The organism is Citrobacter sp. JUb117 (genome assembly GCF_024809055.1).
Classification (GTDB): domain Bacteria; phylum Pseudomonadota; class Gammaproteobacteria; order Enterobacterales; family Enterobacteriaceae; genus Citrobacter; species Citrobacter gillenii.
Genome location: NZ_JANUFB010000004.1, coordinates 14,129 through 31,761, shown reverse-complemented (window position 1 = coordinate 31,761; position 17,633 = coordinate 14,129). Strand labels below are relative to the sequence as shown.

General features: G+C 51.8%; 15 protein-coding genes. All 15 read left to right on the top strand.

Features of this window, described 5'->3' with window-relative positions; translation table 11 throughout:
* Positions 1–22 precede the first annotated feature (22 nt).
* The 15 genes from tsf to dnaE all read left to right on the top strand — a co-directional run bounded on the left by tsf (position 23) and on the right by dnaE (position 17,621).
* Complete coding sequence (tsf, locus tag M2374_RS10175) at positions 23–874, top strand: translation elongation factor Ts (protein WP_096758241.1); 852 nt, start codon at positions 23–25, stop codon at positions 872–874.
* Between the two features lie 146 nt (positions 875–1,020).
* A complete protein-coding gene (gene pyrH, locus M2374_RS10170; protein WP_096758240.1) occupies positions 1,021–1,746 on the top strand; it encodes a UMP kinase in 726 nt (241 codons plus the stop codon).
* A 139-nt stretch (positions 1,747–1,885) separates the two neighbouring features.
* On the top strand, positions 1,886–2,443 hold the full coding sequence (frr, locus tag M2374_RS10165; protein ID WP_115259405.1) for a ribosome recycling factor: 558 nt from the start codon (positions 1,886–1,888) through the stop codon (positions 2,441–2,443).
* Positions 2,444–2,551: 108 nt separating this feature from the next.
* The gene (gene ispC / locus M2374_RS10160) at positions 2,552–3,748 is read left to right on the top strand and encodes a 1-deoxy-D-xylulose-5-phosphate reductoisomerase (RefSeq protein ID WP_146717527.1); all 1,197 of its coding nucleotides are present in this window, start codon (positions 2,552–2,554) and stop codon (positions 3,746–3,748) included.
* A 188-nt stretch (positions 3,749–3,936) separates the two neighbouring features.
* A complete protein-coding gene (gene ispU, locus M2374_RS10155; protein ID WP_115259402.1) occupies positions 3,937–4,695 on the top strand; it encodes a (2E,6E)-farnesyl-diphosphate-specific ditrans,polycis-undecaprenyl-diphosphate synthase in 759 nt (252 codons plus the stop codon).
* 12 nt (positions 4,696–4,707) lie between these two features.
* A complete protein-coding gene (gene cdsA, locus M2374_RS10150; protein ID WP_115259400.1) occupies positions 4,708–5,565 on the top strand; it encodes a phosphatidate cytidylyltransferase in 858 nt (285 codons plus the stop codon).
* 11 nt (positions 5,566–5,576) lie between these two features.
* Positions 5,577–6,929: a sigma E protease regulator RseP gene (rseP, locus tag M2374_RS10145; protein WP_115259398.1), complete on the top strand. Its 1,353-nt coding sequence runs from the start codon at positions 5,577–5,579 to the stop codon at positions 6,927–6,929.
* Between the two features lie 29 nt (positions 6,930–6,958).
* Positions 6,959–9,373, top strand: coding sequence for an outer membrane protein assembly factor BamA (bamA, locus tag M2374_RS10140; RefSeq protein ID WP_135912563.1), 2,415 nt, complete (start codon positions 6,959–6,961; stop codon positions 9,371–9,373).
* Between the two features lie 122 nt (positions 9,374–9,495).
* Positions 9,496–9,981 carry a molecular chaperone Skp gene (gene skp / locus M2374_RS10135; protein ID WP_115259395.1) on the top strand — a complete coding sequence of 162 codons (486 nt, stop codon included), beginning with the start codon at positions 9,496–9,498 and terminating at the stop codon, positions 9,979–9,981.
* Positions 9,982–9,984: 3 nt separating this feature from the next.
* Positions 9,985–11,010 carry a UDP-3-O-(3-hydroxymyristoyl)glucosamine N-acyltransferase gene (lpxD, locus tag M2374_RS10130; protein ID WP_115259393.1) on the top strand — a complete coding sequence of 342 codons (1,026 nt, stop codon included), beginning with the start codon at positions 9,985–9,987 and terminating at the stop codon, positions 11,008–11,010.
* 103 nt (positions 11,011–11,113) lie between these two features.
* A complete protein-coding gene (gene fabZ / locus M2374_RS10125; RefSeq protein ID WP_000210739.1) occupies positions 11,114–11,569 on the top strand; it encodes a 3-hydroxyacyl-ACP dehydratase FabZ in 456 nt (151 codons plus the stop codon).
* 3 nt (positions 11,570–11,572) lie between these two features.
* Positions 11,573–12,361, top strand: coding sequence for an acyl-ACP--UDP-N-acetylglucosamine O-acyltransferase (gene lpxA / locus M2374_RS10120; protein WP_096758231.1), 789 nt, complete (start codon positions 11,573–11,575; stop codon positions 12,359–12,361).
* Entirely contained in the window at positions 12,361–13,509 is a 1,149-nt protein-coding gene (gene lpxB / locus M2374_RS10115) for a lipid-A-disaccharide synthase (RefSeq protein ID WP_096758230.1), read from the top strand. Before lpxA ends, lpxB begins: the two co-directional genes overlap by 1 nt.
* Entirely contained in the window at positions 13,506–14,102 is a 597-nt protein-coding gene (gene rnhB / locus M2374_RS10110; protein WP_115259391.1) for a ribonuclease HII, read from the top strand. The genes lpxB and rnhB overlap by 4 nt, the downstream gene beginning before the upstream one ends.
* 36 nt (positions 14,103–14,138) lie before the next feature.
* Positions 14,139–17,621 carry a DNA polymerase III subunit alpha gene (dnaE, locus tag M2374_RS10105; protein WP_096758228.1) on the top strand — a complete coding sequence of 1,161 codons (3,483 nt, stop codon included), beginning with the start codon at positions 14,139–14,141 and terminating at the stop codon, positions 17,619–17,621.
* Positions 17,622–17,633 lie beyond the last annotated feature (12 nt).

Here is a 17,633-nt window from a genome sequence, read left to right as displayed (position 1 = left end):
CAAATCTTCCGAGGATTTTAGAATGGCTGAAATTACCGCATCCCTGGTAAAAGAGCTGCGTGAGCGTACCGGCGCAGGCATGATGGATTGCAAAAAAGCACTGACTGAAGCTAATGGCGACATCGAGCTGGCAATCGAAAACATGCGTAAATCTGGTGCGATCAAAGCGGCGAAAAAAGCAGGCAACGTTGCTGCTGACGGCGTGATCAAAACCAAAATCGACGGCAACTACGGCATCATTCTGGAAGTTAACTGCCAGACTGACTTCGTTGCTAAAGATGGTGGTTTCCAGGCATTTGCAGACAAAGTTCTGGATGCTGCAATCGCGGGCAAAATCACTGACGTTGACGTTCTGAAAGCACAGTTCGAAGAAGAACGTGTTGCGCTGGTTGCTAAAATCGGTGAGAACATCAACATCCGTCGTGTTGCTTCCATCGAAGGCGACGTACTGGGTTCATACCAGCACGGTGCGCGTATCGGTGTTCTGGTTGCGGCTAAAGGCGCAGACGAAGAGCTGGTTAAACAGCTGGCAATGCACATTGCTGCAAGCAAGCCTGAATTCGTTAAGCCAGAAGACGTATCTGCTGAAGTGGTAGAGAAAGAATACCAGGTTCAGCTGGATATCGCGATGCAGTCTGGTAAGCCGAAAGAAATCGCAGAGAAAATGGTTGAAGGCCGCATGAAGAAATTCACCGGCGAAGTTTCTCTGACGGGTCAGCCTTTCGTTATGGATCCGAGCAAATCTGTTGCTCAGCTGCTGAAAGAGCACAACGCTGACGTAACAGGTTTCATCCGCTTTGAAGTGGGTGAAGGCATCGAGAAAGTTGAGACTGACTTTGCAGCAGAAGTTGCTGCGATGTCCAAGCAGTCTTAATTTTTTAAAGGAGCCGCCTGAGGGCGGCTTCTTTTTGTGTCTGGCTTGTAAATTCAGCGAACCGCTATAGTGGCTACGTTGAAAAGCGACATACAATGTCGCTGGTATTAACTCATCTCATTCGTTGACAGTCTCAGGAAAGAAACATGGCTACCAATGCAAAACCCGTCTACAAACGTATTCTGCTTAAGTTAAGTGGCGAAGCGCTGCAAGGTTCAGAAGGCTTCGGTATTGATGCAAGCATACTTGACCGTATGGCTCAGGAAATCAAAGAACTGGTTGAGCTGGGTATTCAGGTTGGCGTAGTGATTGGTGGCGGTAACCTGTTCCGTGGTGCTGGTCTGGCGAAAGCGGGAATGAACCGCGTTGTGGGCGACCACATGGGCATGTTGGCCACCGTAATGAACGGTCTGGCAATGCGCGATGCGCTTCACCGCGCCTATGTGAACGCTCGCCTGATGTCCGCAATTCCTTTGAACGGTGTGTGCGATAACTACAGCTGGGCGGAGGCTATCAGCCTGCTGCGCAACAACCGTGTTGTTATCCTGGCGGCCGGTACCGGCAACCCGTTCTTCACGACAGACTCTGCAGCCTGCCTGCGCGGTATTGAAATTGAAGCTGATGTAGTGCTGAAAGCCACCAAAGTTGACGGCGTATTTACCGCAGATCCGGCGCAAGATCCAACCGCGACCATGTACGAACAACTGACCTATACTGAAGTTCTGGATAAAGAACTGAAAGTGATGGATCTGGCGGCGTTCACGCTGGCTCGTGACCACAAATTGCCTATTCGTGTCTTCAACATGAACAAACCGGGTGCGCTGCGCCGTGTGGTGATGGGTGAAAAAGAAGGGACGTTAATCACGGAATAATTCCCGTTGCGGCTAAATGCAGGTAATATTCTGCTTTAATGTCGCGGGATACGTCCCTCAAAATTAATCAAGACTATACTTGTCGCATCTTGCGTGGTGGATATGGTCTGACTGAAACAAGCTTTCAAGGATTCGTAACGTGATCAACGAAATCAGAAAAGATGCTGAAGTACGCATGGACAAATGCGTCGAAGCATTCAAAAATCAAATCAGCAAAATTCGCACGGGTCGTGCTTCTCCCAGCCTGCTGGATGGCATTATCGTGGAATATTACGGCACGCCAACTCCGCTGCGTCAGCTGGCAAGCGTAACGGTTGAAGATTCCCGTACTCTGAAAATCAACGTGTTTGACCGTTCTATGGGCCCGGCCGTTGAGAAAGCGATTATGGCTTCTGACCTCGGTTTGAACCCAAGCTCTGCGGGTTCTGACATCCGCGTTCCGCTGCCGCCGCTGACCGAAGAACGTCGTAAAGATCTGACCAAGATCGTGCGTGGCGAAGCAGAAGGCGCGCGTGTTGCCGTGCGTAACGTTCGTCGTGATGCTAACGACAAAGTGAAAGCGCTGTTGAAAGATAAAGAGATCAGCGAAGATGACGATCGCCGTTCTCAGGACGACGTGCAGAAAATGACTGACGCCGCTATCAAGAAAGTGGATGCGGCGCTGGCAGAGAAAGAAGCGGAACTGATGCAGTTCTGATTCGCCTGTACGCTTAAAACGCCGCTCAGAAGGTCTGCAAAGGCTGGATGGCGGCGTTTTGCTTTTTTCTGTCTATCCCCTAAAGGGTAAAATTCTTCAGGATGTCTGATGAAGCAATTAACCATTCTCGGCTCAACCGGCTCTATTGGTTGCAGTACGCTGGATGTCGTACGCCATAACCCGGAAACGTTTCGTGTTACTGCGCTGGTCGCGGGTAAAAATGTTGCCCGTATGGTCGAGCAGTGCCTGGAGTTCTCTCCCCGCTATGCAGTAATGGATGATGAAACAAGCGCTGCGCAGGTGAAAGCGGCTCTGCTGGAGCAGGGAAGTCGTACCGAGGTGATGAGCGGACAACAGGCGGCCTGTGATATGGCTGCGCTGGATGATGTCGATCAGGTGATGGCCGCGATTGTCGGCGCGGCGGGGCTGCTGCCTACGCTGGCGGCAATCCGTGCAGGCAAAAGCATTTTACTGGCGAATAAAGAGTCGCTGGTGACCTGCGGTCGTTTGTTTATGGATGACGTGAAGCGCCACAAAGCGCAGCTTTTGCCGGTAGATAGCGAACATAACGCGATTTTTCAGAGTTTACCCCAACCTATTCAGCACAATCTGGGATACGCTGACCTTGAGCAAAATGGCGTCATGTCCATTCTGCTTACCGGGTCTGGTGGCCCTTTCCGTGAAACGCCATTGCACGATCTGGTGTCAATGACCCCCGATCAAGCATGTCGTCACCCGAACTGGTCGATGGGACGAAAAATCTCCGTCGACTCTGCCACTATGATGAATAAAGGTCTGGAATACATTGAAGCGCGCTGGTTGTTTAATGCCAGTGCAAGCCAGATGGAAGTGCTGATTCATCCACAGTCGGTGATTCATTCGATGGTTCGGTATCAGGATGGTAGCGTTCTGGCACAACTGGGTGAGCCTGATATGCGCACGCCTATTGCCCATACTATGGCATGGCCGAAACGCGTCACATCTGGCGTGAAGCCTGTCGACTTTTGCAAACTGAGCGCGTTGACGTTTTCCGCGCCGGATTACCAACGCTATCCGTGCCTGAAACTGGCGATGGATGCGTTTGAGCAAGGGCAAGCGGCGACTACCGCGCTGAACGCTGCGAATGAAATTACCGTTGCCGCATTTCTGGCGCAACAAATTCGATTTACCGATATTGCCGAGCTCAATTTATCCGTACTGGATAAGATGGATTTGCAGGAACCCCAGAACGTTGATGACGTGTTGAGGGTTGATGCCGTTGCGCGGGACGTCGCCAGAAAACAAGTGATGCGACTCTCAAGCTGATGATAATCCCTCTACAGAGATTCGTGCTATTTGTTAGCGTTGGGCTTCAGTGATATAGTCTGCGCCACCCGATCGCAGGTATTGGCATTTTTTCGGTCGGGTAAGCCGTGGTTTGACACGGCTTTTTTGTGTAGAGGCTTCAGTATTCCTGAGTACCGTTAAATCCTTTCAGGGACTAAAAACGCGTTATGTTGTCTGCAACTCAACCATTAAGCGAAAATTTGCCAGCACATGGCTGTCGCCATGTAGCCATTATTATGGATGGCAATGGCCGCTGGGCGAAAAAGCAAGGGAAGATTCGCGCCTTTGGGCATAAGGCCGGAGCAAAATCCGTCCGCCGGGCTGTCTCTTTTGCTGCCAATAACGGTATTGATGCGTTAACGCTGTATGCCTTTAGCAGTGAGAACTGGAACCGACCTGCGCAGGAAGTGAGCGCGTTAATGGAATTATTCGTGTGGGCACTTGATAGTGAAGTGAAAAACCTGCATCGCCATAACGTTCGTCTGCGTATTATCGGGGATATCAGTCGATTTAACTCACGTTTGCAAGAACGGATTCGCAAGTCGGAAGCGCTTACAGCCCAGAATACGGGGTTAACGCTGAATATTGCTGCGAATTACGGCGGACGTTGGGACATTGTCCAGGGAGTCAGGCAACTGGCGCAACAGGTGCAAGACGGTCTGCTGCGCCCTGAGCAAATTGACGAAGAAATGCTTGGTCAGCAAGTTTGTATGAATGAACTGGCTCCTGTGGATTTAGTGATAAGGACTGGGGGAGAGCATCGCATCAGTAATTTTTTGCTGTGGCAAATTGCCTATGCTGAACTTTACTTTACGGATGTTCTCTGGCCCGATTTCGATGAACAAGACTTTGAAGGTGCGCTGCATGCCTTTGCTAATCGAGAGCGTCGTTTCGGCGGGACCGAACCCGGTGATGAAAAAGCCTGATGGGGGTCGCTTTTGCTGAAGTATCGCCTGATTTCTGCTTTTGTTTTAATACCCGTTGTCATCGCGGCGCTGTTTTTATTGCCGCCGGTGGGGTTCGCCATTGTTACGCTGGTCGTATGTATGTTGGCCGCGTGGGAGTGGGGACAGTTAAGCGGTTTCACCACTCGCACACAGCGAGTCTGGCTGGCGGTTCTGTGCGGGCTTTTGCTGGCACTGATGCTGTTTTTACTGCCTGAATATCATCATAATATTCATCAACCGTTGGTCGAAGTGTCGCTTTGGGCGTCGTTGGGCTGGTGGGGCGTTGCACTATTGCTGGTGTTATTTTACCCAGGTTCGGCGACTGTCTGGCGTAATTCAAAGATATTACGCATCATTTTCGGCATCTTAACCATTATCCCTTTCTTTTGGGGAATGCTGGCGCTACGTGCCTGGCATTATGATGAGAATCATTATAGTGGCGCAGTATGGCTGCTGTATGTCATGATCCTCGTCTGGGGAGCGGATTCCGGTGCGTATATGTTTGGCAAGTTATTTGGTAAACATAAACTGGCGCCGAAGGTTTCTCCGGGTAAAACCTGGCAAGGTTTTATTGGCGGACTCGCCACTGCGGCTGTGATCTCATGGGGTTATGGTATGTGGGCGAATCTTGATGTCGCGCCTGTCACCTTGCTCATTTGCTCTATTGTTGCGGTCCTGGCCTCGGTGCTGGGTGACTTGACTGAGAGTATGTTTAAGCGTGAAGCAGGTATTAAGGACAGTGGTCACTTAATCCCAGGGCACGGCGGCATTCTGGATCGTATTGATAGTCTGACGGCTGCGGTACCGGTCTTTGCTTGCTTGCTGTTACTGGTTTTCAGGACGCTTTAACGGATGGTCTTATGCTGAGTATTCTCTGGAATCTGGCTGCATTCATCGTCGCACTCGGTGTGCTTATCACCGTGCATGAATTTGGTCATTTCTGGGTTGCCCGGCGCTGTGGTGTTCGCGTTGAGCGTTTTTCCATTGGTTTTGGAAAGGCGCTGTGGCGGCGCACTGATAGATTGGGTACCGAATACGTCATCGCCCTGATCCCTCTCGGCGGCTACGTCAAAATGCTGGATGAGCGTGCAGAACCGGTGGTGCCGGAACTGCGCCACCACGCGTTCAACAACAAAACGGTTGGGCAGCGTGCGGCCATTATTGCCGCAGGTCCGATTGCAAACTTCCTTTTCGCTATTTTTGCTTACTGGCTGGTGTTTATCATCGGCGTCCCTGGTGTTCGTCCGGTTGTGGGTGAAATAACACCCAACTCGATTGCCGCACAGGCGCAAATTCAGCCAGGTACGGAACTAAAAGCGGTTGATGGTATCGAAACCCCTGATTGGGATACCGTGAGATTGCAGCTGGTCGCTAAAATTGGCGATGAGCAGACCATTCTTAGCGTGGCGCCGTTTGGCAGCAACCAGCGACAGGACAAAACGCTGGATTTGCGCCAATGGGCATTTGAGCCAGACAAACAGGATCCCGTTACGAGTTTAGGGATTCGTCCACGCGGTCCGCAGATTGAACCGGTGCTGTCAGAAGTACAGATTAACTCCGCAGCAAGTAAGGCGGGTTTGCAAGCTGGCGACAGGATCGTTAAAGTCAATGGTCAGCCGCTCACGCAATGGATGACGTTCGTGACGCTGGTGCGTGATAATCCGAATAAGCCGTTAGCGCTAGAAATTGAAAGGCAGGGGAGTTCCTTGTCTTTGACGTTAACTCCGGACTCAAAACCGGGTAACGGTCAGGAAGAGGGATTTGCGGGTGTCGTGCCTAAAATTATTCCTCTGCCTGATGAGTATAAGACTGTACGCCAGTATGGACCATTCGGCGCCATCCTCGAAGCCTCGGATAAAACGTGGCAGTTGATGAAGTTGACGGTCAGTATGCTGGGAAAATTGATTACCGGTGATGTGAAACTGAACAACCTCAGTGGGCCGATTTCTATCGCCCAGGGGGCTGGGATGTCAGCGGAGTTCGGGGGGATTTATTACCTGATGTTCCTTGCGCTTATCAGCGTGAACTTAGGGATAATTAACCTGTTTCCGTTGCCCGTTCTTGACGGGGGGCATCTGCTGTTCCTGGCGATTGAAAAGCTGAAGGGCGGTCCGGTATCCGAGCGGGTTCAAGACTTTAGTTATCGCATTGGCTCGATTTTGCTGGTGTTGTTAATGGGGCTTGCACTTTTCAATGATTTCTCTCGGTTGTAAGAGAGTGTTAGGAAGAACGCATAATAACGATGGCGATGAAAAAGTTGCTCATAGCGTCGCTGCTGTTTAGCAGCGCCACCGTATACGGTGCTGAAGGGTTCGTCGTGAAGGACATTCATTTCGAAGGCCTACAGCGAGTCGCCGTTGGTGCGGCTCTCCTCAGTATGCCGGTGCGCACAGGCGACACGGTTAATGATGAAGATATCAGTAATACCATTCGTGCTCTGTTCGCCACCGGTAACTTTGAGGATGTCCGCGTCCTGCGCGATGGTGATACCCTTCTGGTTCAGGTAAAAGAACGCCCGACGATTGCCAGCATCACTTTCTCCGGTAACAAATCGGTTAAAGATGACATGCTGAAGCAAAACCTCGAGGCGTCTGGTGTGCGTGTTGGCGAGTCTCTCGATCGCACCACGCTTGCCGATATCGAAAAAGGCCTGGAAGATTTTTACTATAGCGTCGGTAAGTACAGCGCCAGTGTGAAAGCGGTGGTGACGCCGTTGCCGCGTAACCGCGTTGACCTCAAACTGGTGTTCCAGGAAGGTGTCTCGGCGAAGATCCAACAGATCAATATCGTCGGTAACCATGCCTTTACAACCGACGAATTGATCTCTCACTTCCAACTGCGCGATGAAGTGCCGTGGTGGAACGTGGTGGGCGATCGTAAATACCAGAAACAGAAACTGGCGGGCGACCTTGAAACCCTGCGTAGTTACTATCTGGATCGCGGCTATGCTCGTTTCAATATCGACTCCACGCAGGTCAGCCTGACGCCGGATAAGAAAGGTATCTACATCACCGTCAACATTACAGAAGGCGAGCAGTACAAGCTTTCTGGGGTACAGGTGAGCGGTAACCTGGCTGGACACTCTGCCGAAATTGAGAGCCTGACGAAAATCGAACCGGGTGAACTCTATAACGGCACCAAAGTGACCAAAATGGAAGATGATATCAAGAAGCTTCTGGGTCGCTACGGTTATGCCTACCCGCGCGTACAGTCGCAGCCTGAAATCAACGATGCCGATAAGACGGTTAAATTGCGCGTAAACGTGGATGCGGGTAACCGTTTCTATGTGCGTAAGATCCGCTTTGAAGGTAACGATACCTCTAAAGACTCCGTCCTGCGTCGTGAAATGCGCCAGATGGAAGGTGCCTGGCTGGGTAGCGATCTGGTCGATCAGGGTAAAGAGCGTCTGAATCGTCTGGGCTATTTCGAAACAGTCGACACCGATACTCAGCGTATTCCGGGCAGTCCGGATCAGGTTGATGTGGTCTACAAGGTGAAAGAACGTAACACCGGTAGCTTTAACTTCGGCGTCGGGTACGGTACTGAAAGCGGCGTGAGCTTCCAGGCGGGCGTTCAGCAGGATAACTGGTTAGGTACCGGGTATTCTGTCGGCATTAACGGCACCAAAAACGATTACCAGACCTATACTGAATTGTCTGTGACCAACCCGTACTTCACCGTGGATGGTGTGAGCCTTGGTGGCCGCGTCTTCTATAACGACTTTGAAGCGGATGACGCAGACCTGTCTGACTACACCAACAAAAGTTATGGTACAGACGTCACGCTGGGCTTCCCGATCAACGAATACAACACGTTGCGTGCGGGTCTGGGTTACGTGCATAACTCCTTGTCTAACATGGATCCACAGGTTGCAATGCAACGTTATCTGGTTTCCATGGGTGAGAGCCCTGATGCGGATAGCTTCAAATCAGACGATTTCACCTTCAACTACGGTTGGACATACAACAAACTGGACCGTGGCTATTTCCCAACGGAAGGTACGCGTATCAACCTGAACGGTAAAGTCACCGTTCCGGGTTCTGATAACGAATACTACAAAGCGACGTTGGATACCGCGACCTACGTACCGATCGATGACGACCATAAATGGGTTGTTCTGGGTCGTACTAAGTGGGGTTATGGTGATGGATTAAGCGGCAAAGAAATGCCGTTCTATGAGAACTTCTATGCCGGTGGTTCCAGCACCGTGCGTGGCTTCCAGTCCAACACCATTGGTCCAAAAGCCGTCTATTTACCAGCAAATCGTTATAATGATGATGACGATTATGACAACGAATGTGACACCACCAATACGTCACCGTGTAAATCAGACGATGCAGTGGGCGGTAACGCCATGGCTGTCGCCAGCCTGGAGTTTATTACCCCAACGCCGTTTATTAGCGACAAGTATGCTAACTCGGTCCGTACCTCCTTCTTCTGGGATATGGGTACCGTCTGGGATACCAACTGGGATTCTGCGAAGTATTCTGGCTATCCAGACTACAGCGATCCGAACAATATCCGTATGTCTGCGGGTATCGCGTTACAATGGATGTCCCCATTAGGGCCGTTGGTCTTCTCCTACGCCCAGCCGTTCAAAAAGTACGATGGAGACAAATCAGAACAGTTCCAGTTTAACATTGGTAAAACCTGGTAATTGTTCTGCGCAAAGGAATGTAGTGGTAGTGTAGCGATGACTTTAGGCGATCCTGAATGGGGTCGCCTGGCCACGCAAAGAACTGTACCTTCGGGTGCAAATGGGATGGTAAGGAGTTTATTGTGAAAAAGTGGTTATTAGCTGCAGGTCTCGGTTTAGCGATGGCAACGTCCGCACAGGCTGCTGACAAAATTGCAATCGTCAATATGGGTAGCCTGTTCCAACAGGTTGCACAGAAGACTGGTGTTTCTAATACGCTGGAAAACGAGTTCAAAGGCCGCGCCAGCGAACTGCAGCGCATGGAATCCGATCTGCAATCTAAAATGCAGCGTCTGCAATCCATGAAAGCAGGTAGCGATCGTACTAAGCTGGAAAAAGACGTTATGGCTCAGCGCCAGACTTTCTCTCAGAAAGCGCAAGCTTTTGAGCAGGATCGTGCACGTCGTTCCAACGAAGAACGTGGCAAACTGGTTACGCGTATCCAGACAGCCGTGAAATCTGTCGCTAGCAGCCAGAGCATCGATCTGGTCGTTGACGCAAACACCGTTGCTTACAACAGCAGCGATGTTAAAGACATCACCGCTGACGTACTGAAACAGGTTAAATAAGTAATGCCTTCAATTCGACTGGCTGATTTAGCAGAGCAGTTGGATGCAGAATTACACGGTGATGGCGATATCGTCATCACCGGCGTAGCGTCCATGCAATCTGCGCAAACTGGCAATATTACGTTCATGGTGAATCCTAAGTACCGTGAGCATTTAAGCCTGTGCCAGGCTTCTGCCGTTGTGATGACGCAGGACGATCTTCCTTTTGCTAAGAGTGCTGCGCTGGTAGTGAAGAACCCCTACCTGACCTATGCGCGAATGGCGCAAATTTTAGATACCACGCCTCAGCCGGCACAGAACATTGCACCCAGTGCAGTGATTGATGCGACGGCAAAGCTGGGTAGCAATGTCTCTGTTGGCGCAAATGCGGTCATCGAGTCTGGCGTAGAACTGGGCGATAACGTGGTTATCGGTGCAGGCTGTTTCGTCGGAAAAAACACAAAAATCGGCGCAGGTTCACGCTTGTGGGCGAATGTGACGATTTATCACGATATCCAGATCGGTGAACATTGCCTGATCCAGTCCAGCACCGTTGTCGGATCTGACGGCTTTGGCTATGCGAACGATCGTGGTAATTGGGTGAAGATCCCACAGCTTGGTCGCGTAATTATTGGCGATCGTGTCGAGATCGGCGCTTGCACGACCATCGATCGTGGCGCTCTAGACGATACCGTGATCGGCAATGGTGTTATCATTGATAACCAGTGCCAGATTGCGCATAACGTTGTGATTGGCGACAATACGGCGGTAGCCGGTGGCGTCATTATGGCGGGCAGCCTGAAGATTGGCCGTTACTGCATGATTGGCGGCGCCAGTGTGATCAATGGGCATATGGAAATATGCGACAAAGTCACGGTCACTGGTATGGGTATGGTGATGCGTCCTATCACCGAACCAGGCGTCTATTCCTCAGGCATTCCGCTACAGCCCAACAAGGTATGGCGTAAAACAGCTGCACTGGTGATGAATATTGATGATATGAGCAAGCGCCTCAAAGCAATTGAGCGCAAGGTTAATCAACAAGACTAAAGCACCTTTTTTGCACGTCTGACTTTTCGGCCTGTCCCATTCATACGATTGCGACAGGCCGTGTTATTATTGCCTTTTAGTATATTTTGACAGGAAGAGTATTTTGACTACTAACACTCATACTCTGCAAATTGAAGAGATTTTAGAACTTCTGCCGCACCGTTTTCCGTTTTTGCTGGTTGATCGTGTGCTGGATTTTGAAGAAGGTCGTTTTCTGCGCGCAGTGAAAAATGTATCCGTTAACGAGCCTTTCTTCCAGGGCCACTTCCCGGGTAAACCGATTTTCCCTGGCGTGCTGATTCTGGAAGCAATGGCCCAGGCAACGGGTATTCTGGCGTTTAAAAGCGTAGGAAAACTGGAGCCAGGCGAGCTGTATTATTTCGCTGGTATCGATGAAGCACGCTTCAAGCGTCCTGTCGTACCTGGCGATCAGATGATCATGGAAGTCACTTTCGAGAAAACGCGCCGTGGCCTGACCCGTTTTAAAGGGGTTGCACTGGTTGACGGTAAAGTTGTGTGCGAAGCAACGATGATGTGTGCCCGTAGCCGGGAGGCCTAATACGTGATTGATAAATCCGCCTTTATTCACCCGACCGCCATTGTGGAAGAGGGCGCCAGTATTGGTGCCAATGCCCACATTGGACCTTTTTGTATTGTTGGACCCCACGTTGAAATTGGTGAGGGTACCGTACTGAAGTCTCACGTTGTCGTGAATGGCCATACTAAAATTGGTCGCGATAACGAGATCTATCAGTTTGCCTCCATCGGCGAAGTAAACCAGGATCTGAAGTATGCTGGCGAACCGACCCGCGTGGAAATTGGCGATCGCAACCGCATCCGCGAAAGCGTCACCATTCATCGTGGCACAGTGCAAGGCGGTGGGTTGACGAAGGTGGGCAGCGATAACTTACTGATGATCAACGCGCACGTTGCGCATGATTGTACGATTGGTAATCGCTGTATTCTGGCGAATAACGCCACGCTTGCCGGACACGTTTCGTTGGATGATTTCGTTATCATCGGCGGGATGACGGCGGTGCATCAGTTCTGCATCATCGGCGCACATGTGATGGTTGGTGGTTGTTCTGGTGTTGCTCAGGACGTTCCGCCGTACGTTATCGCCCAAGGTAATCATGCCACGCCATTTGGCGTCAACATCGAAGGTCTGAAGCGTCGCGGGTTCACCCGTGAAGCGATTACCGCGATCCGTAACGCCTATAAAGCGTTGTATCGCAGTGGTAAAACTCTGGAAGAAGTGAAGCCGGAAATCGCCGAGCTGGCGAAGCAGTACCCGGATGTTCAGGCTTTCAGTGATTTCTTTGAACGCTCAACGCGTGGCCTGATTCGTTAATGACTGAGCAGCGTCCATTAACGATTGCCCTCGTCGCCGGAGAAACCTCCGGCGATATTCTTGGTGCAGGATTAATTCGCGCACTCAAGGCGCGTGTACCCAATGCCCGTTTTGTTGGCGTGGCAGGTCCGCTGATGCAGGCCGAAGGCTGTGAAGCCTGGTACGAAATGGAAGAGTTGGCGGTGATGGGCATTGTTGAAGTGCTCGGACGCCTGCGCCGTTTACTGCATATTCGCGCCGATCTGACTCGTCGTTTTACCGATCTCAAGCCGGACGTTTTCGTTGGCATTGATGCACCTGATTTTAATATTACCCTTGAAGGGAACTTGAAAAAACAGGGCATTAAAACCATTCATTACGTCAGCCCTTCCGTGTGGGCATGGCGACAGAAACGTGTTTTCAAAATAGGCAGATCCACCAATATGGTGCTGGCCTTTCTGCCTTTCGAAAAAGCGTTTTATGACAAATTTAATGTCCCGTGCCGCTTTATCGGCCACACCATGGCGGACGCCATGCCGTTGGATCCGGATAAAAACGCGGCTCGCGACGTGCTGGGTATTCCCCATGATGCGCACTGCCTGGCACTATTGCCAGGAAGCCGGGGCGCTGAAGTGGAGATGCTTAGCGCTGATTTTCTGAAAACAGCACAGTTGCTACGCCAGCAGTATCCCGATCTCGAAGTGGTCGTGCCGCTGGTGAATGCCAAACGACGAGAACAGTTTGAGCGCATTAAAGCTGAGGTAGCACCGGAACTTTCCGTACATCTGCTTGATGGGATGGGACGCGAAGCGATGGTTGCCAGCGATGCAGCGCTGCTGGCTTCAGGCACGGCAGCGCTGGAGTGTATGCTGGCGAAGTGCCCGATGGTTGTCGGCTACCGTATGAAACCCTTCACGTTCTGGCTGGCGAAACGTCTGGTGAAAACCGATTATGTTTCGTTGCCGAACCTGCTGGCGGGAAGAGAATTAGTCAAAGAGCTGTTGCAGGATGAATGCGAACCGCAGGCGTTGGCGAAAGCGCTGCAGCCGTTGCTGGCGAATGGCAAAACCAGCCATGCGATGCACGATACGTTCCGCGACCTGCACCAGCAGATCCGTTGTAATGCCGATGAGCAGGCGGCGGATGCAGTCCTGGAGTTAGCACAATGATTGAATTTGTTTATCCACATACGCATTTAGTGGCGGGTGTGGATGAAGTAGGGCGAGGCCCTTTGGTCGGGGCTGTGGTGACAGCTGCTGTTATTCTTGATCCAGCGCGTCCGATAGTCGGTCTGAACGACTCCAAAAAACTCTCTGAAAAGCGTCGTCTGGCGCTTTACGATGAAATCAAAGAAAAAGCGTTAAGCTGGAGCCTGGGACGGGCGGAACCGCATGAAATCGACGAGCTGAATATTCTACATGCCACCATGCTGGCCATGCAGCGCGCAGTGGCCGGTTTGCACATTACGCCTGAATACGTGCTGATTGACGGTAATCGTTGCCCGGTATTGCCGATGCCGTCGATGGCGGTGGTGAAAGGGGACAGTCGCGTGGCGGAAATCAGCGCAGCGTCTATTTTGGCGAAAGTCACCCGCGATGCGGAGATGGCGACGCTGGATACGGTTTTCCCGCAGTACGGCTTTGCGCAACACAAAGGCTACCCAACAGCTTTTCATCTGGCGGCGCTTATAGAGCATGGCGCGACAGAACACCACCGTCGCAGCTTTGGCCCTGTTAAACGCGCACTGGGACTCACGTCCTGATTCTTGTGGCAAGAATAAGTAAACCGGAATCTGAAGATGTCTGAACCACGTTTCGTCCACCTGCGGGTGCACAGCGACTACTCCATGATTGATGGGTTGGCAAAAACGGGGCCGCTGGTGAAAAAGGCGGCCGCGTTGGGCATGCCTGCACTGGCGATCACCGATTTTACCAACCTGTGTGGTCTGGTGAAGTTTTACGGGGCGGGTCACGGTGCTGGCATTAAACCGATTGTTGGTGCTGATTTTCATGTCCGTAGCGAGCAGTTTGGCGACGAGTTGACGCAACTAACGGTGCTGGCGGCCAATAATACGGGCTATCAGAATCTGACGTTGTTGATATCAAAAGCCTATCAACGTGGCTATGGATCCGAAGGACCGGTCATTGACAGAGACTGGTTGCTTGATTTAAAAGAAGGCTTAATTTTACTTTCCGGTGGTCGCATGGGCGACGTCGGACGGAGCTTGCTACGCGGTAACAGCGCGCTGGTTGATGAGTGCGTCACGTTTTATGAAGAACATTTCCCCGATTGTTATTTTCTGGAACTGATCCGTACCGGTAGGCAGGACGAAGAGAATTATTTGCATGCCGCAGTGGCGCTGGCCGAAACGCGGGGTCTGCCGGTGGTGGCGACCAACGATGTTCGCTTCCTTGAAACCGGAGATTTTGACGCGCATGAGATCCGCGTGGCGATCCATGATGGTTTCACACTCGATGATCCGAAACGTCCGCGCAACTATTCGCCGCAGCAGTATATGCGCAGCGAAGAAGAGATGTGCGAGCTGTTTTCCGACATTCCGGAAGCGCTGCAAAATACCGTCGAGATAGCCAAGCGCTGTAACGTGACGGTGCGTCTGGGTGAATACTTCCTGCCGCAGTTCCCGACCGGAGATATGACCACCGAAGACTATCTGGTTAAAAAATCGAAAGAAGGTCTGGAAGAGCGTCTGGCGTTTTTGTTCCCGGATGAAGCCGAACGCAAAGAGAAGCGCCCACCTTACGACGAACGCCTGGACATTGAACTTCAGGTTATCAACCAGATGGGGTTCCCGGGCTACTTCCTGATCGTCATGGAGTTTATCCAGTGGTCGAAAGACAACGGCGTGCCGGTCGGACCTGGCCGTGGTTCCGGTGCCGGCTCACTGGTGGCCTATGCGCTAAAAATTACCGATCTCGATCCGCTGGAATTTGACCTGCTGTTCGAACGTTTCCTTAACCCGGAACGTGTCTCGATGCCTGACTTTGACGTTGACTTCTGTATGGAGAAACGCGACCAGGTGATTGAACACGTGGCGGAAATGTATGGTCGTGACGCGGTATCACAGATTATTACCTTCGGTACGATGGCAGCAAAAGCGGTTATCCGCGACGTGGGCCGCGTACTGGGGCATCCGTACGGGTTTGTCGACAGGATTTCTAAACTGGTGCCACCCGATCCGGGGATGACGCTGGCAAAAGCCTTTGAGGCAGAGCCGCAGCTGCCAGAAATCTACGAAGCGGACGAAGAGGTCAGGGCGCTGATCGACATGGCGCGTAAGCTGGAAGGCGTCACGCGTAATGCCGGTAAGCATGCGGGCGGCGTGGTTATTGCGCCCACTAAAATTACCGACTTTGCTCCGCTCTATTGTGATGAAGAAGGTCTTCATCCGGTCACTCAGTTTGATAAAAACGACGTGGAATACGCCGGGTTGGTTAAGTTTGACTTCCTGGGTCTGCGTACGCTGACGATCATTGACTGGGCGCTGAAAATGATCAACCCGCGTCGGGCAAAGCAGGGACTGGAGCCGATTGACATCGCCGCCATCCCGCTCGACGATAAAAAATGTTTTGATATGCTGCAGCGCTCGGAGACAACCGCCGTCTTCCAGCTTGAATCTCGCGGCATGAAGGATCTGATCAAACGCCTGCAGCCTGACTGCTTCGAAGATATGATAGCCCTGGTGGCGTTGTTCCGCCCAGGCCCACTGCAGTCGGGAATGGTAGATAACTTTATCGACCGTAAGCACGGGCGAGAAGAGATATCCTACCCGGATGTACAATGGCAGCATGAGTGCCTGAAACCTGTTCTGGAGCCGACGTACGGCATTATCCTGTATCAGGAACAGGTCATGCAGATTGCCCAGGAGCTGTCTGGTTATACTCTTGGCGGCGCGGATATGCTGCGCCGTGCGATGGGTAAGAAAAAGCCGGAAGAAATGGCCAAGCAGCGCGGCACCTTTGAAGAAGGGGCGAGAAAGCGCGGCGTAGACGGTGAACTGGCGATCAAAATCTTTGACCTGGTGGAGAAATTCGCCGGGTACGGGTTTAACAAATCGCACTCCGCAGCCTACGCGCTGGTGTCTTACCAGACGCTATGGTTGAAAACGCATTACCCCGCCGAGTTTATGGCCGCGGTAATGACCGCCGATATGGATAACACTGAGAAAGTGGTCGGGCTGGTGGATGAATGCTGGCGTATGGGGCTGAAAATCCTGCCGCCGGATATCAACTCCGGGCTGTATCATTTCCACGTAAATGATGATGGCGAGATTGTGTATGGCATCGGCGCGATAAAAGGCGTGGGTGAAGGCCCCATTGAAGCTATTATTGAAGCGCGTAACAAAGGTGGCTATTTCCGCGAGTTGTTCGATCTCTGTGCCCGTACGGATATCAAAAAGCTAAACCGCCGGGTGCTGGAAAAACTGATCATGTCCGGGGCGTTTGACCGCCTTGGCCCGCATCGCGCCGCACTGATGAATTCGCTGAACGACGCGCTTAAAGCCGCCGATCAGCACGCAAAAGCCGAAGCCATCGGTCAGGCCGATATGTTTGGCGTTCTGGCCGAAGAGCCGGAACAAATTGAACAATCCTATGCCAACTGTACGCCGTGGCCGGAGCAGGTGGTATTAGATGGTGAGCGTGAAACGTTAGGGCTTTACCTGACGGGACACCCCATCAACCAGTATTTAAAAGAAATTGAGCGCTATGTCGGAGGCCACAGGCTGAAAGACATGCATCCGACAGAACGTGGTAAAGTTACCACGGCTGCGGGGCTCGTCATTGCTGCGCGGGTAATGGTCACCAAGCGCGGCAATCGTATCGGCATCTGCACGCTGGATGACCGTTCCGGGCGTCTGGAAGTGATGTTATTTACCGATGCCCTGGATAAATACCAGCATTTGCTGGAAAAAGACCGCATACTTATCGTCAGCGGACAGGTCAGCTTTGATGACTTCAGCGGTGGGCTTAAAATGATGGCCCGTGAAGTCATGGATATTGACGAAGCCCGGGAAAAATACGCTCGCGGGCTTGCTATCTCGCTGACGGACAGGCAAATTGATGACCAGCTTTTAAACCGACTCCGTCAGTCTCTGGAACCCCACCGCTCGGGGACAATTCCAGTACATCTCTACTATCAGAGGGCGGATGCACGTGCGCGGTTGCGTTTTGGCGCAACGTGGCGTGTCTCTCCGAGCGATCGTTTACTGAACGATCTCCGTGGCCTTATTGGTTCGGAGCAGGTGGAACTGGAGTTTGACTAATACAGGAATACT